The 21,222-nt window shown below is 64.8% G+C and carries 22 protein-coding genes; 13 read left to right on the top strand and 9 right to left on the bottom strand.

Features of this window, described 5'->3' with window-relative positions:
• Window positions 1-66: 66 nt before the first annotated feature.
• Window positions 67-633: a hypothetical protein gene (locus RS899_RS04390; protein ID WP_315809179.1), complete on the top strand. Its 567-nt coding sequence runs from the start codon at window positions 67-69 to the stop codon at window positions 631-633.
• Window positions 634-708: 75 nt separating this feature from the next.
• On the opposite strand, the gene RS899_RS04385 is transcribed toward RS899_RS04390, so the two are convergent.
• From RS899_RS04385 to RS899_RS04370, 4 genes are all read right to left on the bottom strand, one after another.
• A complete protein-coding gene (locus RS899_RS04385; RefSeq protein WP_024765270.1) occupies window positions 709-924 on the bottom strand; it encodes a DUF3079 domain-containing protein in 216 nt (71 codons plus the stop codon).
• 148 nt (window positions 925-1,072) lie between these two features.
• Window positions 1,073-2,092 carry an AraC family transcriptional regulator gene (locus RS899_RS04380; RefSeq protein ID WP_054908189.1) on the bottom strand — a complete coding sequence of 340 codons (1,020 nt, stop codon included), beginning with the start codon at window positions 2,090-2,092 and terminating at the stop codon, window positions 1,073-1,075.
• 224 nt (window positions 2,093-2,316) lie between these two features.
• Window positions 2,317-3,498: a vWA domain-containing protein gene (locus tag RS899_RS04375; protein WP_015476361.1), complete on the bottom strand. Its 1,182-nt coding sequence runs from the start codon at window positions 3,496-3,498 to the stop codon at window positions 2,317-2,319.
• A gap of 144 nt (window positions 3,499-3,642) precedes the next feature.
• Complete coding sequence (locus tag RS899_RS04370) at window positions 3,643-4,488, bottom strand: AAA family ATPase (protein ID WP_015476360.1); 846 nt, start codon at window positions 4,486-4,488, stop codon at window positions 3,643-3,645.
• 231 nt (window positions 4,489-4,719) lie between these two features.
• Between RS899_RS04370 and RS899_RS04365 the strand changes: the two genes are divergently transcribed.
• From RS899_RS04365 to RS899_RS04345, 5 genes are all read left to right on the top strand, one after another.
• On the top strand, window positions 4,720-5,109 hold the full coding sequence (locus RS899_RS04365) for a hypothetical protein (RefSeq protein ID WP_054908188.1): 390 nt from the start codon (window positions 4,720-4,722) through the stop codon (window positions 5,107-5,109).
• 18 nt (window positions 5,110-5,127) lie between these two features.
• The gene (locus RS899_RS04360; protein ID WP_226046240.1) at window positions 5,128-5,328 is read left to right on the top strand and encodes a helix-turn-helix transcriptional regulator; all 201 of its coding nucleotides are present in this window, start codon (window positions 5,128-5,130) and stop codon (window positions 5,326-5,328) included.
• An 80-nt stretch (window positions 5,329-5,408) separates the two neighbouring features.
• Entirely contained in the window at window positions 5,409-6,383 is a 975-nt protein-coding gene (gene cysK, locus RS899_RS04355) for a cysteine synthase A (RefSeq protein WP_054908186.1), read from the top strand.
• Between the two features lie 211 nt (window positions 6,384-6,594).
• A complete protein-coding gene (locus RS899_RS04350) occupies window positions 6,595-7,689 on the top strand; it encodes a polyamine ABC transporter substrate-binding protein (protein ID WP_024765275.1) in 1,095 nt (364 codons plus the stop codon).
• Window positions 7,690-8,128: 439 nt separating this feature from the next.
• Window positions 8,129-9,034, top strand: a complete 906-nt coding sequence (locus RS899_RS04345) for a DMT family transporter (protein ID WP_315809178.1) — start codon at window positions 8,129-8,131, stop codon at window positions 9,032-9,034.
• 249 nt (window positions 9,035-9,283) lie between these two features.
• Here the strand turns inward: RS899_RS04345 and RS899_RS04340 are convergent, their stop codons facing one another.
• Both RS899_RS04340 and RS899_RS04335 read right to left on the bottom strand, forming a co-directional pair.
• Window positions 9,284-10,189 carry a DMT family transporter gene (locus tag RS899_RS04340; protein ID WP_315809177.1) on the bottom strand — a complete coding sequence of 302 codons (906 nt, stop codon included), beginning with the start codon at window positions 10,187-10,189 and terminating at the stop codon, window positions 9,284-9,286.
• A gap of 85 nt (window positions 10,190-10,274) precedes the next feature.
• Window positions 10,275-10,772, bottom strand: coding sequence for a GNAT family N-acetyltransferase (locus RS899_RS04335; RefSeq protein ID WP_315809176.1), 498 nt, complete (start codon window positions 10,770-10,772; stop codon window positions 10,275-10,277).
• Between the two features lie 151 nt (window positions 10,773-10,923).
• Here RS899_RS04335 and aceK point away from each other — a divergent pair, with 151 nt between their 5' ends.
• The gene (gene aceK / locus RS899_RS04330; protein ID WP_315809175.1) at window positions 10,924-12,660 is read left to right on the top strand and encodes a bifunctional isocitrate dehydrogenase kinase/phosphatase; all 1,737 of its coding nucleotides are present in this window, start codon (window positions 10,924-10,926) and stop codon (window positions 12,658-12,660) included.
• A 68-nt stretch (window positions 12,661-12,728) separates the two neighbouring features.
• On the opposite strand, the gene RS899_RS04325 is transcribed toward aceK, so the two are convergent.
• The gene (locus RS899_RS04325) at window positions 12,729-14,633 is read right to left on the bottom strand and encodes a potassium transporter Kup (protein WP_054908181.1); all 1,905 of its coding nucleotides are present in this window, start codon (window positions 14,631-14,633) and stop codon (window positions 12,729-12,731) included.
• A 244-nt stretch (window positions 14,634-14,877) separates the two neighbouring features.
• Here RS899_RS04325 and rimO point away from each other — a divergent pair, with 244 nt between their 5' ends.
• Genes rimO through RS899_RS04310 form a run of 3 tightly spaced genes read left to right on the top strand, consistent with a single transcriptional unit; the run spans window position 14,878 to window position 17,091 of the window.
• Window positions 14,878-16,200 carry a 30S ribosomal protein S12 methylthiotransferase RimO gene (rimO, locus tag RS899_RS04320; RefSeq protein WP_054908180.1) on the top strand — a complete coding sequence of 441 codons (1,323 nt, stop codon included), beginning with the start codon at window positions 14,878-14,880 and terminating at the stop codon, window positions 16,198-16,200.
• A gap of 53 nt (window positions 16,201-16,253) precedes the next feature.
• A complete protein-coding gene (locus tag RS899_RS04315; protein ID WP_024765281.1) occupies window positions 16,254-16,715 on the top strand; it encodes a DUF1456 family protein in 462 nt (153 codons plus the stop codon).
• Between the two features lie 7 nt (window positions 16,716-16,722).
• A complete protein-coding gene (locus tag RS899_RS04310; protein WP_315809174.1) occupies window positions 16,723-17,091 on the top strand; it encodes a DUF2784 domain-containing protein in 369 nt (122 codons plus the stop codon).
• Here RS899_RS04310 and RS899_RS04305 read toward each other — a convergent pair.
• On the bottom strand, window positions 17,039-18,622 hold the full coding sequence (locus RS899_RS04305) for a glycosyltransferase family 39 protein (RefSeq protein ID WP_315809173.1): 1,584 nt from the start codon (window positions 18,620-18,622) through the stop codon (window positions 17,039-17,041). The genes RS899_RS04310 and RS899_RS04305 overlap by 53 nt on opposite strands.
• Before the next feature lie 173 nt (window positions 18,623-18,795).
• On the opposite strand from RS899_RS04305, the gene RS899_RS04300 reads away from it, so the two are divergent.
• Entirely contained in the window at window positions 18,796-19,569 is a 774-nt protein-coding gene (locus tag RS899_RS04300; RefSeq protein ID WP_315809172.1) for an SDR family oxidoreductase, read from the top strand.
• A gap of 58 nt (window positions 19,570-19,627) precedes the next feature.
• A complete protein-coding gene (gene tsaA / locus RS899_RS04295; protein WP_315809171.1) occupies window positions 19,628-20,326 on the top strand; it encodes a tRNA (N6-threonylcarbamoyladenosine(37)-N6)-methyltransferase TrmO in 699 nt (232 codons plus the stop codon).
• 8 nt (window positions 20,327-20,334) lie between these two features.
• Here the strand turns inward: tsaA and RS899_RS04290 are convergent, their stop codons facing one another.
• Window positions 20,335-20,637 (bottom strand): putative quinol monooxygenase, encoded by a 303-nt coding sequence (locus tag RS899_RS04290; RefSeq protein ID WP_024765286.1) that lies wholly within the window; start codon window positions 20,635-20,637, stop codon window positions 20,335-20,337.
• Between the two features lie 60 nt (window positions 20,638-20,697).
• Here RS899_RS04290 and RS899_RS04285 point away from each other — a divergent pair, with 60 nt between their 5' ends.
• Window positions 20,698-21,111: a VOC family protein gene (locus RS899_RS04285; RefSeq protein WP_054908175.1), complete on the top strand. Its 414-nt coding sequence runs from the start codon at window positions 20,698-20,700 to the stop codon at window positions 21,109-21,111.
• Window positions 21,112-21,222: the final 111 nt, after the last annotated feature.

Genomic DNA, 21,222 nt, shown 5'->3' with positions numbered 1-21,222 from the left:
CCCGTCATCAATCCGTTATGTGGCCCATTGAAACTCGCAGGCTTTCAACCCAGGGAAGCCCCCGAGATGTCCAATAACAAAGCCAACAAAGCTGCATCCATCGCTCTGCTCGTCGCCGCCCTCGCTGGCTGCGCCGCCCAGGCTCCGGTAGCCAGCAAGGAAGCCACGCCCAACAACGACGACTGGTACCTGGTGCGTACCGACGAGACCCTGTACCTGTTCGATGACACCGCCGTCTACCGCGACTACATCGTGACCGGCAAGACCACCTACACCAAGGAAGTGGGCGAGAAGGACAAGTTCGGCCAGAACGTCGTCCTGGTCGTCCGCGCCGAGGACAAGGACAAGGACGCGAAGAAGATCGCCTCCTACCAGTTCTACAAGCAGAGCCTGCCGCCGGCCGCCGGCTTCTACGGCGAAATCCGCCAGGAAGGCGTGATCTATGTGGCCCAGCGCTACGGCGACATGGTCGACATGAACGGCCTGGGCGAGCCGATCTTCCGCCACACCGAAATCGCCAGCGGCCCCAACGGCGAGCGTGTGGTGTACCTGATGCAGAAGGAAGAGAAGAAGCCGGTCGGCCTGATCGCCCGCTTCCAGAAGATCTACGGCATCACGCCCGCCAAGGGCTGATGACGAAAAAGCGCGCATTCCGGGGAGGGAATGCGCGCTTTTTCATGGCCGGCGCCGCAACGGCGCGGGTGTGTGCTAGCTGGAAGGCTCCAGTTGCACGGCAGAAATCGTTTTCGGCGCCTCGATACCCCAATCACCGAATTGATACCAGTCGTCACCGAGCATCTCGGCTGGGTGCATGGTGCGGTCCGCACCGTTGCCACAGGCCAGGTTGGTGGCCGGGCAGTAGCGGTCGCAGCCCCAGCAGATGCGCTCGGGGTGCGGTGGATTGAGCGGGAATTTCTTGGCCATGGTCAGGCCCTCGGGAGTTTCCTTGTGGGATTCCAGAAGGCTATGCCTGTCGGGCCAGCCTGCACCTTGATCTGCGACAATTTCGCGCGGATCTCAGGCGCGGCTTTTTACGCACGACGCTTAGGCGCGGCCTTTTATGCACGGCCTTTTATGCACGGAAGTGGCTCGGCGGCTGGCCACTCCAGCGCTGGAAGGCGTGGCGCAGGCTGGCGGTTTCGCTGAAGCCGAGCTCCTCGGCGATGCGGTAGATCGGCATGTCGCCGTCCTGCAGCAGTTCCTTGGCACGGGCGAAGCGCAATTCGTCGAGCAATTGCTGGTAGCTGGTCTGCTGTTGCTGCAGGTGGCGGCGCAGGCTGCGCGAGGAGCAGTTGAGGCGGCGCGCCAGTTCTTCCAGGCCCGGCGGCTCCTGCAGGCGTTCGCCGAGGATCGCGCGGACCTTGTCCAGCCAGGCGCGGCGGGCCGCCAGGTCGATGTTCTGGCGTCGGCACTGCTCCAGCATCTCGCGGTGCGTCACGGCATCCGCCAGTGGCAGGCGCATGTCCAGCCAACTGGCGGGGAAACCGATGGCGCTGCGCGAGCAGTTGAAACTCAACTGGCAGCCAAACAACGTGGCGTAGGCCGCGCGGCGATCGACCGGACCTTCGTAGTCGAACTCCGCGCGCACCAGCGGCAGCGGCTGGCCCAGCAGGTCGGCGCAGGCCACCTTCAGCGAGCCCAGGCACAGCTCGGTGTTGAACGGGCGCATGTCCTCCTCTTCGCCGTAGCCGGTGGCGACCAGCCAGGCCATGTCGCCGTCCACTTCCAGCGCGAGGTGGAAGTAGGTGCCCAGCAATACCGGATAGCTCAGGCCGATGCGCAGCGCCTCGCCCAGGGTCGGCGCGGAGATCAGTGCGTAGCCGAGCAGGCCATAGGCGGTGATCCGCGTGCGCACGCCCAGGCGCAGGCCGAGTGCGGGCTCGCCAGCAAGATTCTGCACATTGCCGAAGACCTGCTGTTCCTGCCAGGGGCTGACCAGCCGACGCAAGTCGAGCAGGTCGTCGCCGGTGATGCCGCTGCCCTCGAGGATGGACTCGCGGCTGTGCCCCTCGGACTCCATCAGCGCGACGGTCAGCGACGTCATGTGCAGGGAGTTGAGCCAGGTGGAGCGGGAGAAGGTCAGAGGATTCATTCGATGCCCATCGTAGACGCTACGGCGCCCCCGTCAGTGTTACCAGCACGGGGGCAGGTCAGGAGCAGGCAAGTTGCGTGCCGGCCACCCAGCGTGGCCGGATCGATCCCCATCTTACGGGGTCTCGGACGCGATGCGGAAGTTTCGAGCCTCGCGGCAGGGTTACCTTTGCGGACATCAGAACGGTGCGGGCGCACCGTTCCGGAGCTCAACCGCGGCAGAACTCAACCACGGGAGAGGAAGCGCATGCCCTCTTCCAGACCGCTCAGGGTCAGCGGGAACATCTGCTCCTTCACCAACTCGCGCACGAGACCGGTGGAGGCGGTGTAGTTCCAGGTGTCCTTCGGGTACGGGTTGATCCAGATGAGCTTCTTGTACTTCTCCATGAAGCGCTGCATCCAGACGTAGCCAGCCTCCTCGTTCCAGTGCTCGACGCTGCCGCCGGCCTGGGTGATCTCGTAGGGCGCCATGGCGGCGTCGCCGACGAACACCACCTTGTAGTCCGGCCCGTACTTGTGCAGCAGGTCGAAGGTGGCGGTGCGCTCGCTGGAACGACGCAGGTTGTTCTTCCACACCGACTCGTAGATGAAGTTGTGGAAGTAGAAGTACTCGAGGTGCTTGAACTCGGTCTTGCAGGCCGAGAACAGTTCTTCGCAGACCTTCACGTGGGCATCCATCGAGCCGCCGATATCCAGCAGCAGCAGGAGCTTCACAGTGTTGCGGCGTTCGGGACGCATCTGGATGTTGAGCAGGCCGGCATCCTTCGCGGTGTGGTCGATGGTGCCATCGATATCCAGCTCTTCTGCCGCACCCTCACGGGCGAACTTGCGCAGGCGGCGCAGGGCGATCTTGATGTTGCGCGTGCCCAGCTCGACCTGATCGTCGAGGTTCTTGTACTCGCGCTGGTCCCAGACCTTGGCGGCCTTGCCCTGGCGCTTGCCGGCGTCGCCGACGCGGATGCCCTCGGGGTTGAAGCCACCGGAGCCGAACGGGCTGGTGCCGCCGGTACCGATCCACTTGTTGCCGCCGGCGTGGCGTTCCTTCTGCTCCTCGAGGCGCTTCTTGAATTCCTCGATGAGCTTGTCCAGGCCACCCAGGGACTGGATCTGCGCACGCTCCTCGTCGGTCAGCAGGCGCTCGAATTCCTTGCGCAGCCACTCTTCGGGGATCAGCGCCTTGAGGTGGTCGTCGAGCTTTTCCAGGCCCTTGAAGTAGGCGCCGAAGGCCCGGTCGAACTTATCGAAATGGCGCTCGTCCTTCACCATGATGGTGCGGGCGAGGTAGTAGAACTCGTCCATGTCGGCGAACACGACGCGGTGCTTGAGCGCATCGATCAGGTCGAGCAGCTCGCGCACCGACACCGGCACCTTGGCCGCGCGCATTTCGTTGAACAGGTTGAGCAGCATGGAGATGCCCTCGGAAATCGCAAGTAACGGTCCCCTCTCCCTTCGGAGCGGGGCGCGTAGCCAGGGTTAGGGAGAGGGCAAGCACGCCACGGGGCCATTTCCCTCTCCCCGGCCCTCTCCCTGAAGGGAGAGGGAGTAAGAGCCTCAGCGACTCGCGCGGCGGCTCATGAAGGCAAGACGCTCAAGCAATTGAACGTCCTGCTCGTTCTTCACCAGGGCACCAGCCAGCGGCGGGATGGCCTTGGTGGGATCGCGTTCGCGCAGCACGGCTTCGCCGATGTTGTCGGCCATCAGCAGCTTCAGCCAGTCCACCAGTTCGGAGGTGGAGGGCTTTTTCTTCAGGCCGGGAACCTTGCGCACGTCGAAGAAGATGTCCAGCGCCTCGCTGACCAGCGTGCCGCTGATCTTCGGGTAGTGCACGTCGACGATCTTCTGCAGGGTCTCGCGGTCGGGGAAGGCGATGTAGTGGAAGAAGCAGCGGCGCAGGAAGGCGTCCGGCAGTTCCTTCTCGTTGTTGGAGGTGATGATGATGATCGGGCGCTGCTTGGCCTTGATGGTTTCGTTGGTCTCGTAAACGAAGAACTCCATCTTGTCGAGTTCCTGCAACAGGTCGTTGGGGAACTCGATGTCGGCCTTGTCGATCTCGTCAATCAGCAGGATCACGCGCTCTTCGGCCTCGAAGGCCTCCCAGAGCTTGCCCTTCTTGATGTAGTTGCGCACGTCGTGGACCTTGTCCACGCCCAGCTGCGAGTCGCGCAGGCGGCTGACCGCGTCGTACTCGTAGAGGCCCTGGTGGGCCTTGGTGGTGGACTTGATGTGCCAGGTGATCAGCTTGGCGCCGAAGGATTCCGCCAGCTGCTCGGCGAGCATGGTCTTGCCGGTACCCGGCTCGCCTTTCACCAGCAGCGGGCGCTGCAGGGTGATGGCGGCGTTGACCGCCAGCTTGAGGTCGTCGGTGGCGACGTAGGACTGGGTGCCTTCGAACTTCATCGGTGAATCCTCGAACGATAGCGGGCCAGGCATTCTGCCGGGCCGGGCGAGTGGTCGGACAAGCTGCGACTATACCGCGCACCCAAGGCGAGTGTGAACGCAGACGCGGCATTCAGTCATTGAATGGCGGGTCAGGGGATGACTGATCGCGATTGGCCTGCCGATGACAAGTTTACTTTACATCGCAGAATTCTCGATGTTAAGTTCACTTTACATCACAAGGAGACCGCGATGAATCCCGCCCTGCGCCGCTACACCCTGTCCTGTGCCGCCCTCATGTTCATCTACTCCGCCCTGGTGGCGCTGATCAGCTGGGGGCTGGACCTGCAGAAGCTGCCATATGCCCTGCGCGTCCTGGCCGCCGCCTCTCCGGCGTTGCCGCTGCTGGCGATGCTCTACGTGTTCGACCGCTACCTGCGCAGCGAGCCGGACGAATTCCTGCGATTCCTGTTGTCCCGCGCGGCGATGCTGGCCGGCGGCGTGGTGGTCGGGCTGTTCAGCGCCTGGGGCTTCCTCGAACAGTACGCCGCCTGGCCGCGCTTCCCGGTAATCCTCGCCTTCCCGCTGTTCTGGGCTGCCTACGGCGTCGCCGTGGTACTGCTGCGCCGCCGATTCGTCTGAAGAAGCTGAGGAGCAGCCATGCACAATCGCCTCAAGGAACTGCGCGCCGAGCACGGCTGGAGCCAGCAGGACCTCGCCACGCAACTGGGGGTTTCGCGGCAGAGCGTGATCGCCATCGAGAGTGGCAAGTTCGACCCCAGCCTGCCGCTGGCCTTTCGTATAGCCCGGGTTTTCAAGCTGCCCATCGAGGCCATCTTCAGCGACGCGCAGCCCGACTGAGCCGGGCGTCCCGACTGGACTACGAAGCCCGCCGGGCATAGGCTGCTGGGTCTGCACAGCTCCAACCTAAGGAACGCATCATGAGCCGCATCTACGCCGACAACGCGCAGTCCATCGGCAATACGCCGCTGGTCCAGATCAACCGCATCGCCCCGCGCGGCGTCACCATCCTGGCCAAGATCGAAGGCCGCAACCCCGGTTACTCGGTGAAATGCCGTATCGGCGCCAACATGATCTGGGACGCCGAATCCAGCGGCCGTCTGAAGTCGGGCATGACCATCGTCGAACCGACCTCCGGCAACACCGGCATCGGCCTGGCCTTCGTCGCCGCCGCCCGCGGCTACAAGATGATCCTGACCATGCCCGCCTCGATGAGCCTGGAGCGCCGCAAGGTGCTCAAGGCCCTGGGCGCCGAGTTGGTGCTGACCGAGCCGGCCAAGGGCATGAAGGGCGCCATCGCCAAGGCCGAGGAAATCCTCGCCAGCGACCCGGCGAAGTACTTCATGCCGGCGCAGTTCGACAACCCGGCCAACCCGGCGATCCACGAGAAGACTACCGGCCCGGAAATCTGGAACGACACCGATGGCGCGGTGGACGTGCTGGTGGCCGGCGTCGGCACCGGCGGCACCCTCACCGGCGTGTCGCGCTACATCAAGAACACCAGGGGCAAGCCGATCCTCTCGGTGGCCGTGGAACCGGTCAGCTCACCGGTAATCAGCCAGACCCTGGCCGGCGAAGAAGTCAAACCCAGCCCGCACAAGATCCAGGGCATCGGTGCCGGCTTCGTGCCGAAGAACCTGGACCTGTCGCTGGTTGACCGCGTGGCCACCATCGCCGACGAGGACGCCAAGAGCATGGCCCTGCGCCTGATGCAGGAAGAAGGCATCCTCTGCGGCATCTCCAGTGGCGCCGCCATGGCCGCGGCGGCGAAGCTGGCCGAAGAGCCGACCATGCAGGGCAAGACCATCGTGGTAGTGCTGCCGGACTCCGGCGAACGCTACCTCTCCAGCATGCTGTTCGACGGCCTGTTCGAGGACCAGGAACTGGTCCAGTAAGCTCTATTCCGCCCCTCTGCGGGGCGGTCTCCTGCCTGCCGTGCCGACTCGGTACGGCTCGGGCCACATGCGCTGTCTGCGGACCCGCAGGCAGCCATGGCCTCTCGCCATGTTCCGGCAAAATGGTTAATTCTTGCCCAGCCCGCGACGAAGCGTCGCCCATCTTTCGCGGATGGCCCGGGCTTTCCGCACCGTTGTCAGGAACACAAGAATGAAAATTTCCGCCCCGTTGCTCTCCACCCTTGCACTCTCCCTCGCTGTCTCCGCCGGCGCCGCCCAGGCCGACAGCGTCAAGATCTACAACTGGTCCGACTACATCGCCCCGGACACCGTGCCGACCTTCACCAAGGAAACCGGCATCCAGGCGACTTACGACGTCTACGACAGCAACGAAACCCTCGATGGCAAGCTGATGACCGGCAAATCCGGTTACGACATCGTGGTGCCGTCGAACCACTTCATGGCCAAGCAGATCCAGGCCGGCGCGCTGAAGAAGCTGGACAAGAGCCAGCTGCCGAACTGGAAGAACCTCAACCCGGTGCTGATGAAGGCGCTGGAAGTGAACGACCCGGGCAACGAGCACGGCTTCCCCTACCTGTGGGGCACCACCGGCATCGGCTACAACCCGGCGAAGATCAAGGAAGTCCTCGGCGACAACGCGCCGATCGATTCCTGGGACATCTTCTTCAAGCCCGAGTACATGGAAAAGCTGGCCAAGTGCGGCGTAGCGGTGCTGGACAACGGCCCGGAACTGCTGCCGATCACCCTGAACTACCTGGGCCTGCCGCATCACAGCCAGAAGCTGGATGACTACAAGAAGGCCGAGGAAGCGCTGCTCAAGGTGCGTCCGTACATCCGCTACTTCCACTCCTCCAAGTACGTCAGCGACCTGGCCAACGGCGAGATCTGCGTAGCCGTCGGCTTCTCCGGCGACATCCTGCAGGCTGCCACCCGCGCCAAGGAAGCCAAGAACGGCGTGGAAATCCAGTACTCCACCCCGAAGGAAGGCTCGCCGCTGTGGTTCGACATGGTCGCCATGCCGAACGACGCGCCGGATGAGAAAGCCGCCTACGCCTTCATGAACTACCTGCTGCGCCCCGAAGTGATGGCCGGCGTGAGCAACTACGTGCACTACGCCAACGGCAACCTGGCTGCCGACCCGCTGGTGGACAAGGCGATCAAGGCGGACCCGGCGATCTACCCGCCGCAGGACAAGATGGCCAAGCTGTTCGCCCTCGAATCCATGCCGATGAAGATCGACCGCGTACGTACCCGCACCTGGAACACCATCAAGACCGGCAAGTAAGCGTCACCCTTGCCTGACAACGCGCGGCCCCGGCCGCGCGTTGTCGTTTCTGTCGCAGGAATCGCAGATTGCCGCGCGACTCGCACAGGGCTCGCGTGCTCGCGCAACGCCCGCTATAGTCAGCCCACGCAGCGCCGTTGCTGCCTCCACTGAACAGGTTCGCCGTCCATGTCCCGATACCCATTGCCCGATCCGGCAATCATCGCTGCAGCCTCCCCGGCACGCGGCGCGGGTGCGGGCGCGGCCTGCCCTCCCCCTCCTGTCGTCGCTGTCGCGTCGCCTCCGCCACCCGGTGCGGCCTACCCGCCACCCGGCGTGAGTTTCTGACGCCTCACACGTTTTCCATCGCCTGGTTTTCCGCGTTGAACTGACGCGGCTCCCGGTATGTGTCCGGCCCTACGCAGGCCGGGCGTGATCTGCCTGACGACAGGTGCATTGCATGATTTCGTTCACTCGTTCTTCCCTGGCCGGCCTGGCCAGTACTTCGCTGTTCGTGCTGCTGTGGAGCAGCGCCGCCATCATCAGCAAGTGGGGCCTGGCCCATGCCTCGCCGATGGTGTTCCTCATCGCCCGCTTCGGCACCGCGCTGCTGGCGCTGCTGATCCTCTCGCCGCTGATCGGCCTGCGCTGGCCGCGCGAGCGCAAGCAGATTCGCCACGCCGTGCTCACCGGCCTGGTGATGCTGGGCATCTACCCGATCTTCTACCTGATGGCGCTGGACCTGCACGTCACCCCTGGCGTGATCGCCACAGTGCTGGGCGTGCAGCCGATGCTGACCAGCTTCCTGCTCGAACGCCGGCATTCGGCGCCGCGCCTTGCCGGTCTAGCGCTAGGGCTGATCGGGCTGGTGATGGTGGTCTACCAGAGCATCGGTCTCTCGGGCCTGACCTTCGCCGGGTTGGCCTGCTGCCTGCTGGCGCTGCTGTCGATCACCGGCGGCTCGATCCTGCAGAAGAACATCCGCGAGAATCCGCTGGGCACCCTGCCGCTGCAGTACATCGCCGGGCTGGCGCTGTGCGTCGCCGTGGCGCCCTTCCAGCCGCTGCACGTGGAATGGAATGCTGCGTTCATTCTCAGTGCACTGTGGATGGGGCTGATGGTCTCGGTGCTGGCCACCGTGCTGCTCTACCGGATGATCGCGGCGGGCAACCTGGTCAATGTCACCAGCCTGTTCTACCTGGTGCCTGCCGTCACGGCGCTGATGGATTACGCGGTGTTCGGCAATCGCCTGTCCGCCCTCGGGCTGCTGGGCATGGGGCTGATCGTGATGGGGTTGATGCTGGTGTTTCGCAAAACGGCTCCGGCGCAGGGCGCTGGGAACGCACAAGTGGTGGATAACGGATAGCCCGCTGCGAGGGTGACTCCCTCACCCTAACCCTCTCCCAAGGGGAGAGGGGACGGTCTGGGCGCAGGGAGAAGCCCTTGTGCCGGCCGCCACGAACGTCCCCTCTCCCTCAGTGAGAGGGGACGGTTTGGGTGCAGGGAGAAGCCCTTGTGTCAGCCGCCACGAACGGCTCCCTCTCCCTCAGGGAGAGGGCTGGGGTGAGGGGAACCTGCTGCGCCGAACTTTCAGCGCCCGCCCCTCACTACCCAATCACCCCGCCGCTTCCACCTTCGCCACCGGCGCCGGCCGCAGCACCAGCCACAGCGCCGCGGCGATCAGCACGCCACCCTGCAGGTGCGCCCAGGACAGCGACTCGTCCAGCAGCAACACGCCCCAGAACACGCCGAAGGGCGGGATCAGGAAAGTCACCGTCATGGTCTTCAGCGGACCGATGCTGGCCAGCAGGCGGAAGTACAGGACGTAGGCGAAGGAGGTGCAGAGAAAACCCAACCCGGCCAGGGCCAGCAGGACTTTCGGTTCCAGCAGCGGCGCCAGCGGCATGTCCAGGCTGGTGCCGAGGAAGAACGGCAGCAGGCACAGCGTCGCGCCGGTCTGGCTGCCAAGGGCAGAAACGCCGAAATCCAGCCCGCCCTGGTCGTTGATCCAGCGCTTGGTGATGAAGCCGGCGAAGCCGTAACAGGTGGTCGCCACCAGACAGGCGGCGGCCCCCCAGAGCAGCCCGGCATCGAACGGGACCGGGCCGGCGCGGGTCAGTACTGCAACGCCTGCCAACCCCAGCAGCACGCCCAGCGACTTGGCGCCGGTCAGCGCCTCGCCGAAGAACAGCGAGCCGATCAGCACGCCCATCAGCGGCGTGGTGGCGTTGAAGATCGCCGAGTAGCCGGCCGGCAGGAACTGCGCTGCCAGGCTGTACATCAGTACCGGGATGCCCGAGCTGATCACGCCGATAAGCAGGATGCGCCCGAACTTGCCGCGGAAATCCCAGCGCGTGCGCATTACCAGCAGGATCACCACCAGCCCGACGGCGGACAGGAACACCCGGAAGAACGCCGTCGGCATCACCCCGATGGCCGGCACCAGTTGGCGCATGAACAGGAAGCTGGCACCCCAGATGGCGGCCAGGGCGAGCAGGTTCAGTAGAGCGGCGGGGTTCATCGCGAACGGCTCCAGGGCAAGTAAGCCACCAGACTACGCTGGTGGAAAATCACATCCATCCACAGCTGACTTTCAAAGTCCACCGTCAGCTTCTGCGCAGGCGCGCCATGCTCAGCACGTCGGCGTAGATGCCGTCGCGAATGGCGTACTCGCGCAATTGCCCCTCCACTTCGAAACCGAACTTGCGGTACAGCGCGATGGCCGGAGCGTTGTCGGTGTAGACGGTCAGCTCGACGCGGCGCAGGGCCATCCAGTTGTCCGCAACCTCCAGCAACTCGGCCAGCAGCCGCGTGCCGACGCCGCGGCCCTGCCAGGCAACCGCCACGCCCATGCCGATGCTGCCGCAATGGCTGCGCCGCACGCGTGGGAACTGTTCGATGCTCGCGCTGCCGATCACCTGATCCTGGTGCATCGCCATCAGCGTTACCCGGCGCTCGTCATCCAGCACCAGCCGCTTGCGCCACAGGTCCGGCGCCTGATGCGGCATCTGCAGCACCTGGCGGCACACGGCCGGGTCGTTGTAGAGGGCTGCGAGGCCATTGATGTGCTGCTCGGTACAACGTTCGATGCGGATGCCGTCCATCGTTTGTCAGCTCCTTGCCAGAAAGAACGGGCCGACCAGCATACGTGGGATACGCCCAGGAAAGCTGCACGATCGCCCGGAGAATTCGTCCTTTCCCTCGCCGTTGCCCGTGGCTAAGCTCGCTGCACAAGAACTCTGCAGAGGCGCTCCCATGGCTCAGCACTGGCCGGCGACCGAGATCGCGACCCTGATCCTCGAAGGCTTCGACGACTACCGCGCGCAGTTCCACCGGATCACCGCCGGTGCGCCGGCACGCTTCGAACAGGCACATTGGCAGGAAGCGCAGCAGGCCTCCGCCGAGCGCATCAACCTGTACGAGGAAAAGGTCGCCGAGACCGTCGAGCGCCTGACCCGCACCATGGCCGGCATCGACCTGGTGGACGTGGAGCGCTGGCCCATCGCCAAAAGCGCCTACATCACCCTGATCGACCCGCGGCTGGACGACGAGCTGGCGGAAACCTGGTTCAACTCGATCTTCTGCGGCCTGTTCAGCCACGACAACATCAGCGACGGCACGATGTTCGTCCACACCACCCGGCCCGCGCTGCGTGCCCACTCCCGCGATCCGCACACGCGCCTCTACCGCCCCGGCGGCAAGCTGCGCCAGGCGCTGGAGAGCATCTTCGACGACTACCGGTTCGCCGTGGACTACGACGACCGCGAGCGCGACCTGGAGCGCATGGATCACCTGCTGCACGCCAACCTGCCGGACTGGGTGTGCAAGGACCCGACCCTGACCATCGAGCTGATCGGTTCAGTGTTCTACCGCAACAAGGGCGCCTACCTGGTGGGCCGCCTGTTCACCCCCGAAGAGCAATGGCCGCTGGTGTTCCCGCTGGTGCACCACGAAGGGCGCGGCATCCAGTTCGACACGGTGATCACCGACGAGGCCGAGGTCTCGATCATCTTCTCCTTCACCCGCTCCTACTTCATGGTCGACGCGCCGGTGCCGGCGGAAATGGTCGCCTTTCTCAAGCGCCTGCTGCCGGGCAAGCACATCGCCGAGCTGTACACCTCCATCGGCTTCTACAAGCAGGGCAAGAGCGAGTTCTACCGCGCGCTGATCAACCACCTGGCGGCCACCGACGACCGCTTTGTCATGGCCCCCGGCGTGCGCGGCATGGTGATGAGCGTGTTCACCCTGCCCGGCTTCAATACGGTGTTCAAGATCATCAAGGACAACTTCAACCCGGCCAAGACCGTGGACCACGCCACGGTGATCCAGAAGTACCAGTTGGTGAAGAACCACGACCGCGTCGGCCGCCTGGCCGACACCCAGCAATTCGCCGACTTCCGCTTCCCGGTGAGCAAGTTCGACCCCGAATGCCTGGCCGAGTTGCTGGACGTGGCGCCCTCCACCGTGGTGCTGGAAGGCGACGTGGTACTGATCCGCCATTGCTGGACGGAGCGCCGCATGACCCCGCTGAACCTCTACCTGGAACAGGCCACCGAGGCCCAGGTGCACGAGGCGCTGTATGACTACGGGCTGGCGATCAAGCAACTGGCGGCGGCGAACATCTTCCCCGGCGACATGCTGCTGAAGAACTTCGGCGTTACCCGCCACGGCCGTGTGGTGTTCTACGACTACGACGAGATCAGCTACCTGACCGAGGTGCACTTCCGCCACATCCCGCCGGCGCGCTACGAGGAGGACGAGCTGTCCTCCGAGCCCTGGTACTCGGTGGGGCCGATGGACGTGTTCCCCGAGGAGTTCCCGCGCTTCCTGTTCGTCGACCTGAAGCTGCGCCGGCAATTCGCCAAGCTGCACGGCAACCTGTTCGATGCCGACTACTGGAAGGGATTACAGGAGCAGATTCGCGCAGGGAAGGTGATCGATGTGTTCCCCTACCGCCGCCATGAATCACCCGAGGAAGCGCTGGCGCGCTGATCCCGCTCGCTGCTCCGGCCAACATGAAAAACGCGCCAATCGGCGCGTTTTTCCTGGGCGGCGTGCACTCAGATTTCCACCTGCGTCCCCAGTTCGATCACCCGGTTCAGCGGCAGGTTGAAGTAACGCAGGTTGCCGTTGGCGTTCTTCAGCAGGAAGGCGAACAGTGCCTCGCGCCAGCGCGCCATGCCGATCAGCTTGGACGGGATCACCGTCTCGCGGCTGAGGAAGTAGGTGGTGCGCATCGGGCTGAAGTCCAGCTCGTTGAGGTGGCACAGCTTGAGCGCCTGCGGGATGTCCGGGTCCTCGATGAAGCCGAAGTGCAGCACCACGCGGAAGAACCCCTCGCCGTAGGCGTCCACCTCGAAGCGACGGTCCGGAGCAACCCGCGGGCTGTCTTCGTTGACCACGGTGAGCAGGACAACCTGCTCGTGCAACACCTGGTTGTGCAGGAGGTTGTGCAACAGCGCATGGGGCACGGCGTCGGTACGCGCGGTGAGGAACACCGCGGTGCCCTGCACGCGGTGCGGCGGCTGCGAGCGGATGCTGGAAATGAACAGCGGCAGCGGCAGCGAGCCTTCGTCGAGGCGGTCCACCAGCAACTGGCGGCCGCGCTTCCAGGTGGTCATCAGGATGAACAGGCCGATACCGGCGATCACCGGGAAGGCACCACCCTGGACAACCTTGGGCAGGTTCGCGGCAAAGAACAGGGTGTCGACGAACAGCATCATCAGGAAGAACGGAATCGCCAGCCACAGCGGCCACTTCCACATCAGCCAGATCACCACGCCCATCAGCAGCGTGGTCATCAGCATGGTGCCGGTCACCGCGACGCCGTAGGCCGAGGCCAGCGCGGCGGACGATTCGAAGCCCAGTACCAGCAGCACCACACCGACCATCAGCGCCCAGTTCACCATGCCGATGTAGATCTGCCCCTGCTCGTGGCTGGAGGTGTGCTGGATCACCATGCGCGGCACGTAGCCGAGCTGGATGGCCTGGCGGGTCAGGGAGAAGGCGCCGGAAATCACCGCCTGCGACGCGATCACCGTGGCCGCGGTGGACAGCGCCACCAGAGGCACCAGCGCCCAGCTCGGCGCCGTCAGGTAGAAGGGGTTACGCGCGGCCTCGGCGTTGACCAGGATGGTCGCGCCCTGGCCGAAATAGTTGAGCACCAACGCCGGCAGCACCAGGGCGAACCAGGCACGGGCGATGGGCTTGCGGCCGAAGTGGCCCATGTCTGCGTATAGCGCTTCGGCGCCGGTCAGCGCCAGCACGGTGGCGCCGAGGATCGCCACGCCGATGCCCGGATGCGAAATGAAGAAATTGACCGCCCAGCCCGGGTTCATCGCCTTCAGCACTTCCGGTTGCTGTGCCACGCCATAGATACCCAGTGCCGCCAGCGCCAGGAACCAGGCCACCATCACTGGGCCGAAGAGGATGCCGATGCGCGCGGTGCCGTGCTTCTGGATGAGGAAAAGGCCGACCAGCACGATCAGCGACAGCGGTACGACCCAGTGCTCCAGCCCGTCGAAGGCGATTTCCAGGCCCTCGATGGCGGACAGCACCGAAATCGCCGGAGTGATCATGCTGTCGCCGTAGAAGAGTGCCGCGCCGATCAGCCCGGCGATCACCACCATCGCCTGCAGTTTGTGGCGCCCGCTGGCGGCGCGACGAGCCAGTGCGGACAGCGCCATTACCCCGCCCTCGCCCTGGTTGTCGGCGCGCAGTACGAAGATCACGTACTTGATCGACACCACCCAGATCAGCGACCAGAAGATCAGCGACAGCACGCCCAGCACGCCGTCGTGGTTGGCCTGCACACCATAACCACCCACGAAGACTTCCTTCAGGGTGTACAGCGGGCTGGTGCCGATGTCGCCGTAGCAGACGCCCACGGCACCGACCATCAAGCCGATCGCGGAGCTCGAGTGGGGCTGTTCATGCTCAACGGTGCCGGCGCTTGCATCGGACATGTAACAAAATTCCTCAAAAAAATTCGGCGCATCCTGCTCCGACCCATTCGTCGATGCAAGAGCCGGGTTCGAAGGTTCTGATTGACTATAGAGCCTGTTGCCCGGAATTACCGGGCGCAAGGGGTTGTCCGGCGGCGTGCGACAGCTTGTCCCAGAGAGGCTGGTCAAGTGCGCGGGACGCCGCTAGAATTGCGCACTTTTTGATCAGAGGCGCCGCCAGCGCGCCCTTCGAGGTTAGCCGCACATGTCCACCGCCACACCCAAAGTAGGATTCGTCTCGCTCGGATGCCCGAAAGCGACTGTCGACTCCGAACGCATCCTCACCCAACTGCGCATGGAAGGGTACGAAATCGTCCCCACCTACCAGGACGCGGACGTGGTGGTGGTGAACACCTGCGGTTTCATCGACAGCGCCAAGGCCGAATCCCTGGACGCCATCGGCGAGGCCATCGCCGAGAACGGCAAGGTAATCGTTACCGGCTGCATGGGCGTAGCCGAAGACAGCATCCGTGACGTACATCCCAGCGTGCTGGCCGTCACCGGCCCGCAGCAGTACGAGCAGGTGGTCAACGCCGTCCACGAGGTGATCCCGCCCAAGGCCGAGCACAACCCGCTGATCGACCTGGTGCCGCCGCAGGGTATCAAGCTGACCCCGCGCCACTACGCCTACCTGAAGATTTCCGAAGGCTGCAACCACAGCTGCAGCTTCTGCATCATCCCGTCAATGCGCGGCAAGCTGGTCAGCCGCCCGGTGGGCGACGTGCTCAGCGAAGCCCAGCGCCTGGTGAAAGCCGGCGTGAAAGAGCTGCTGGTGATCTCCCAGGACACCAGCGCCTACGGCGTGGACCTGAAGTACAAGATGGACTTCTGGGACGGCCAGCCGGTGAAGACCCGCATGCTGGAGCTGTGCCAGGCGCTCTCCTCGATGGGTGTGTGGGTGCGCCTGCACTACGTCTACCCGTACCCCAACGTCGACGATGTGATTCCGCTGATGGCCGAGGGCAAGCTGCTGCCCTACCTGGACATCCCCTTCCAGCACGCCAGCCCGAAAGTGCTCAAGTCCATGAAGCGCCCCGCCTTCGAGGACAAGACCCTGGCGCGCATCAAGAAGTGGCGCGAGATCTGCCCCGAGCTGACCATCCGTTCCACCTTCATCGTCGGCTTCCCCGGCGAGACCGAGGAAGACTTCCAGTACCTGCTCGACTGGCTGACCGAAGCCCAGCTCGACCGCGTCGGCTGCTTCCAGTACTCCCCGGTGGAAGGCGCCCCGGCCAACGATCTGGGCCTGGAAGTCGTCCCCGATGACGTCAAGCAGGACCGTTGGGAACGCTTCATGGCACACCAGCAGGCCATTTCCGCCGCACGCCTGCAGCTGAAGATCGGCAAGGAAATCGAAGTGCTGATCGACGAAGTGGATGACGAAGGCGCGGTCGGCCGCTCCTACGCCGACGCCCCGGAAATCGACGGCGCCGTGTACATCGACACCTTCGATGTGAAGCCGGGCGACAAGGTGCGCGTGCGCATCACCGACGCCGACGAGTACGACCTCTGGGCCGAACTGGTCTGATCCGCAAAAGCCCCGCTGATGCGGGGCTTTTCATTTCTGCTATTGGAAAGCCCATGACCAACAACGACGTACTGCGCAGTCTGCGCTACCTGCTGGACATCCGCGATGCGCAGGTCGCCGAGATCACCGCGCTGGCCGGCTTCAACCTCAGCACCGAAGACGTCGGCGCCTTCCTCGCCCGCGACGACGAGCCGGAGTTCAAGCCCTGCAGCGACCGCGTGCTGGCGCACTTCCTCGACGGCCTGATCGTGCATCGCCGTGGCCGCGACGAATCGCGCCCGCTGCCGCCGGTGGAACTGCCGCTGACCAACAACATCACCCTGAAGAAACTGCGCGTGGCCTTCGAACTGCGCGACGACGATATCCTCGCGATCCTCGACAGCGTCAGCTTCATCGTCACCAAGACAGAACTGGGCGCGCTGTTCCGCAAACCCGGCCACAACAACTACCGCCCCTGCGGCGATCAGTTGCTGCGCAACTTCCTCAAGGGCCTGACCCAGCGCCAGCAGCGCTGAGATCGACATGCTCTATCGCCTGGCCGCCGACGCCGTTGTCCTGTTCCATCTGGGCTTCATCCTCTTCGTGCTGCTCGGCGGCCTGCTGGTGCTGCGCTGGCCGCGCCTGGCGTGGCTGCACGTACCGGCGGCGGCCTGGGGCATGGCGGTGGAATTCCTCCACCTCTATTGCCCGCTCACGCCGCTGGAGAATTACTTCCGCGCCCTGGCCGGCGACCAGGGCTACAGCGGCGGCTTCATCGAGCACCACCTGATCCCGCTGATCTACCCCGCCGGCCTGACCGAGGCAACCCAGGTCGTCCTCGGCCTCATCGTGGCCGCAGTCAATCTGCCGCCTTACCTGCTTCTGCTGCGGCGGGTGCTGCGTTCGCGCTGAGCGGCTTGTCCATCGGCAGATAGGCCAGGCTCGCCTCCTTGTTCTTCGCGTGCCCCAGGCGCTGGCCATTGTTGAGCCCGGACTCGATCAGCCGGTGATCCGCCGTCAGCCAGTTCAGCGGCTGCGTACCTTCATGCGTCACCTGGGAAATGATCAGAGTACGCGCCGGGTCCCAGTCCTCGCCGGTGCGCTGGCGCAGCCAGGCGAACAACGCGGCGCTATCGCCCTGCGGATAATTGGAATGGATATAGAGGAAGGGATGGGCCTGCCGTTCGCCATGCTTCTGCAGATAGATCGGCAGGCGCGCGTCGTCATCGCCGAGAACCAGTACCCGCCACTGCGACCAGGGCGCCGTCTGCTCCGCTGCAGCACGCACCTCCCTGGCGAAGAGCGGAACCCCGCCGCCAGCATTGCTCCATGGGTACGCCACGCCCACCACCAGCAGCATTACCACCGCTGCGGCACCGACCGCCCGCGGCCAGGCACGCCCCAGCCCGGCCAGCTTGCGTTCATGCCGCCACTCGATCACCCACCACGCACCCAACAGTTGCGCGAACGGCACCAGCGGAAGCACGTAGTAACTGCGCCGGCCACCACTGGCAGTGAAGAACGCGAACAGCAGCACCAGCGCCCAGACCAGCCAGCGCGCATTGGGCTCCAGTTGCTTCCAGCGGCGCGCAGCGAACCACAGGCCAAGTACCCACAGCGGCGCCCAGGGCAGCGTGTAGGCCGGCAGATAGAGCAGGTAGGTGTAAATCGGACCCTCATGGTCGAAGGGCTGGAAGAAGCGCACCACGTTCTCGCGGAATACCAGCGCCAGCCCGCTCTCGCCGTAGCTGGGCTGGCCGTAGAAGTGCGACAGCACGAAGGGAATCGCATACACGCCACCAGCCACTACCAGCGCCACCAGCAACCGCAGGTTCAGGTGCCGGCGCCAGCGTCCCTCGCTGAGCAGATGCGGCAGCAGCACCAGCCCCGGCAGGACGAAACCGATCAACCCCTTGCACAGCGACGTCAGCGAGAGGATCAGGAAGAAGCCCAGGTAGCTCCTGAATCGCGAGTCCTCCGGGTCACGCCAGTACCAGGCCAGCGCCGCCAGCACGCCGAACACCGTGAGCATGTCCGCCGTCGCCACCCGTGCCCAGAACAGGAAGTAGAAAGTGGTCGCCAGCAGCCAGCCGGCCAGCAGTCCGGTGCCCTTGCGCAGCAGGCGTTCGCCCAGCCACCAGGTGAGCCAGATGCTGCCCAGCCCGGCCAGCACGGTGCTGAGGCGCAGCGTCCAATGGTTGAGACCGAACAGGCTGGCCGGCGCGGTGATCAGCCAGTAGGACAGCAATGGTTTGTCGTAGTACGGCGCCCCACGCAGGTAGGGGTCGAAGTAGTCGCCTGACTGCAGCATCTGCAACGAGATATCCGCCCAGCGCACTTCCGGGCCCCAGACCTCGCGCCAGCCCAACCCGAACAGCAACAGCAGCGCCGAGACGCCCAATAGCAGCGCCAATGCCTTCCGATCCTTGCTCCAACCCTGCATCACCTGGCCCCCGACCAACCGAATGTGCGGCGGACACTAGGGCAACGAAGGTTATGCGCAGGTTAAGAAAATGCAGCCGCCGCGTAATGCGCCGCCATTTCCCGATTGGATAGTGCTCGGAGCGCCCCGCTCATCCCGCTAGGGTGAGGCGAAAAACCAGCCAGGAGAGGCTCATGCACCCGTACTTTTCCCTCGCAGGCAAGACCGCACTGGTCACCGGCGGCACCCGCGGCATTGGCCGGATGATCGCCCAGGGCCTGCTCGAAGCCGGCGCCAGGGTCATCATCTGCGCCCGCGATGGCGCCGCCTGCGCCGACACCGCCGCCGAGCTGTCGCAGTACGGCGAGTGCATCGGCCTGCCGGCCAACCTCGCCACCGAGGAAGGCGCCCGCGCGCTGGCCGCCGAGCTGAACGAGCACCTGGATCACCTCGACATTCTGGTCAACAACGCCGGCACCACCTGGGGCGCGCCGCTGGAAAGCTACCCGGCCTCGGGCTGGGAGAAGGTCATGCAGCTCAACGTCACCGCCGTGTTCAGCTGCATCCAGCAACTGCTGCCGCTGCTGAAGAAGGCCGGCAGCGCGCAGAGTCCGGCGCGGGTGATCAACATCGGCTCGGTGGCCGGCGTCACCTCCCACGGCGAGAACGCCTATGCCTACGGCCCGAGCAAGGCCGCGCTGCACCAGCTGTCGCGCATGCTCGCCCGCGAACTGGTGGGCGACCACATCAACGTCAACGTCATCGCCCCCGGCCGCTTCCCCAGCAAGATGACCCGCCACATCGCCAACGACGAGCAGGCCATGGCCGAGGACACCGCCGTCATCCCCATGCGCCGCTGGGGCCGCGAGGAAGAAATGTCCGCTTTGGCAATCAGCCTGGCGAGCGCCGCCGGCGCCTACATGACCGGCAATATCATCCCCATCGACGGCGGCTTCCACCTCGGCTGAAGCCCGCTGCGAGGGGAATCGGGTACCATGGTGGCCCCTGCAAAAAGCCTGTGCCGCCATGTCCCACACCCTCTCGCCCATCGGCTACGTCCGCTCCTGCTTCAAGGAGAAGTTCGCCATCCCGCGCCAGCCGCAACTGGCTCCGGCCGCGACCGGCGTACTGGAACTGCTGCCGCCGTTCGACACGGGCGACGCGGTACAGGGCCTGGAGCAGGTCAGCCACGTCTGGCTGATATTCCTCTTCCACCAGGCGCTGGAAGACAAGCCACGGCTGAAGGTGCGCCCGCCGCGCCTGGGCGGCAACCAGTCGATGGGCGTCTTCGCCACCCGCGCCACCCACCGCCCCAACGGCCTAGGCCAATCCGTGGTGAAGCTGGAAAAGGTCGAGCCCGGCCGGCTCTGGCTGTCCGGCATCGACCTGCTCGATGGCACGCCGGTGATCGACATCAAGCCGTACGTGCCCTACGCGGACATCGTGGTCGACGCGCGCAACGCCATCGCCGACGCCCCACCCGCCCCCATCGCTGTGCACTGGAACGACGAAGCCCTGCGCCAGGCCCATGAACACGGCCTTCGCCTCGGCCAGCCAGTGCACGAGCTGATCGAGCAGTGCCTCGCCCAGGACCCGCGCCCGGCCTACCAGAAGCCGCCGCCCGAGCGTCGCTACGGCGTGCGCCTGTGGGACCTGGACGTGCACTGGCACTACCCGGCCGACGGCGAAATCTGCGTGCTGGACGTGCAGCGCGCCGCCGACTGAAACCTGCCTCAGTCCACCGGATTGAGGGCGATCACGTCGCTCTCGAAGCACTCCTGCTCGATGATCAGCGGCTCCACCAGCGGGCGGCTGTCGCGGAAGTGCGCGGTCTGCGTGTGCGCCTCATAGGCCGCGTCGTCGCGGTAGATCTCGTAGAGGTAGATCACGTCCGGATCAAGGCGATCCTGGGACACATCGAAGACCAAGCAGCCCGGCTCGCTGGACACGGAAGCAGCGGCGTTGGCCTTGATGGCGTGGAGGAAATCCTCGGCGCTACCAGGTTTGACGCGGGTCTTGATGAACAGACTGTACACAGGGCGTTCCTTTTGTTTTAAATTTGAAAATAAATTGTATACAAAAAAGGAAGCACGTCCATGTCCGATCTCCCTGCCCGCCCCGGCCGCCTCAACGGCCTGCGCCATCTCGCCCTGCTGGTGCCGAACCTGGAAGAGTGCGAACGCTTCTATGTCGATGTGCTCGGCATGGAGGTGCTGAACCGTGCCAACGAGGACCTGGTGTACCTCACCTGCGGCAACGACAACCTCTCGCTGGGGCGCGGCTTCGGTGCCGCCAACGGGCTGCAGACCATGGATCACTATGGTTTTGTGGTAGACAGCGTGGAAGAGCTGGAAGCCTGGTACCAATACTTCAAGGCACGCGGCGTGACGCTGCTGGACCGCCCCTTCGACCATGGCGACGGCGCGCGCAGCTTCCACCTGCTGGACCCGGCGGGGAACAAGGTGCAGCCGCTGTATCACCCGGCAGTGTCGGGGCAGCGGCTGGTCTGACGCCCATGTAGGAGCGAGCTTGCTCGCGAACAGGGCCGCCTTGCCGTTTCGCGAGCAAGCTTGCTCCTACAAAGAGCTGCTGTCTGGGGCAAAAATCCAGGCATAAAAAAC

The sequence above is a fragment of the Pseudomonas sp. C9-3 genome, assembly GCF_032392015.1.
In the GTDB taxonomy this organism is placed as follows: Bacteria; Pseudomonadota; Gammaproteobacteria; order Pseudomonadales; family Pseudomonadaceae; genus Pseudomonas; species Pseudomonas nitroreducens.
This window is presented reverse-complemented; position numbering and strand designations above follow the sequence as displayed.

What these genes read in the sequence shown, in the direction of transcription:
- RS899_RS04340 (WP_315809177.1), bottom strand. Translation starts at nt 10,189, where the DNA reads ATGAACCCCGCCGCTCTACTGAACCTGCTCGCCCTGGCCGCCATCTGG.
- RS899_RS04325 (WP_054908181.1), bottom strand. Translation starts at nt 14,633, where the DNA reads ATGTCCGATGCAAGCGCCGGCACCGTTGAGCATGAACAGCCCCACTCG.
- RS899_RS04345 (WP_315809178.1), top strand. Translation starts at nt 8,129, where the DNA reads ATGATTTCGTTCACTCGTTCTTCCCTGGCCGGCCTGGCCAGTACTTCG.
- RS899_RS04385 (WP_024765270.1), bottom strand. Translation starts at nt 924, where the DNA reads ATGGCCAAGAAATTCCCGCTCAATCCACCGCACCCCGAGCGCATCTGC.
- RS899_RS04390 (WP_315809179.1), top strand. Translation starts at nt 67, where the DNA reads ATGTCCAATAACAAAGCCAACAAAGCTGCATCCATCGCTCTGCTCGTC.
- RS899_RS04375 (WP_015476361.1), bottom strand. Translation starts at nt 3,498, where the DNA reads ATGCTGCTCAACCTGTTCAACGAAATGCGCGCGGCCAAGGTGCCGGTG.
- aceK (WP_315809175.1), top strand. Translation starts at nt 10,924, where the DNA reads ATGGCTCAGCACTGGCCGGCGACCGAGATCGCGACCCTGATCCTCGAA.
- RS899_RS04335 (WP_315809176.1), bottom strand. Translation starts at nt 10,772, where the DNA reads ATGGACGGCATCCGCATCGAACGTTGTACCGAGCAGCACATCAATGGC.
- cysK (WP_054908186.1), top strand. Translation starts at nt 5,409, where the DNA reads ATGAGCCGCATCTACGCCGACAACGCGCAGTCCATCGGCAATACGCCG.
- RS899_RS04380 (WP_054908189.1), bottom strand. Translation starts at nt 2,092, where the DNA reads ATGAATCCTCTGACCTTCTCCCGCTCCACCTGGCTCAACTCCCTGCAC.
- rimO (WP_054908180.1), top strand. Translation starts at nt 14,878, where the DNA reads ATGTCCACCGCCACACCCAAAGTAGGATTCGTCTCGCTCGGATGCCCG.
- tsaA (WP_315809171.1), top strand. Translation starts at nt 19,628, where the DNA reads ATGTCCCACACCCTCTCGCCCATCGGCTACGTCCGCTCCTGCTTCAAG.
- RS899_RS04310 (WP_315809174.1), top strand. Translation starts at nt 16,723, where the DNA reads ATGCTCTATCGCCTGGCCGCCGACGCCGTTGTCCTGTTCCATCTGGGC.
- RS899_RS04315 (WP_024765281.1), top strand. Translation starts at nt 16,254, where the DNA reads ATGACCAACAACGACGTACTGCGCAGTCTGCGCTACCTGCTGGACATC.
- RS899_RS04365 (WP_054908188.1), top strand. Translation starts at nt 4,720, where the DNA reads ATGAATCCCGCCCTGCGCCGCTACACCCTGTCCTGTGCCGCCCTCATG.
- RS899_RS04360 (WP_226046240.1), top strand. Translation starts at nt 5,128, where the DNA reads ATGCACAATCGCCTCAAGGAACTGCGCGCCGAGCACGGCTGGAGCCAG.
- RS899_RS04370 (WP_015476360.1), bottom strand. Translation starts at nt 4,488, where the DNA reads ATGAAGTTCGAAGGCACCCAGTCCTACGTCGCCACCGACGACCTCAAG.
- RS899_RS04305 (WP_315809173.1), bottom strand. Translation starts at nt 18,622, where the DNA reads ATGCAGGGTTGGAGCAAGGATCGGAAGGCATTGGCGCTGCTATTGGGC.
- RS899_RS04285 (WP_054908175.1), top strand. Translation starts at nt 20,698, where the DNA reads ATGTCCGATCTCCCTGCCCGCCCCGGCCGCCTCAACGGCCTGCGCCAT.
- RS899_RS04350 (WP_024765275.1), top strand. Translation starts at nt 6,595, where the DNA reads ATGAAAATTTCCGCCCCGTTGCTCTCCACCCTTGCACTCTCCCTCGCT.
- RS899_RS04300 (WP_315809172.1), top strand. Translation starts at nt 18,796, where the DNA reads ATGCACCCGTACTTTTCCCTCGCAGGCAAGACCGCACTGGTCACCGGC.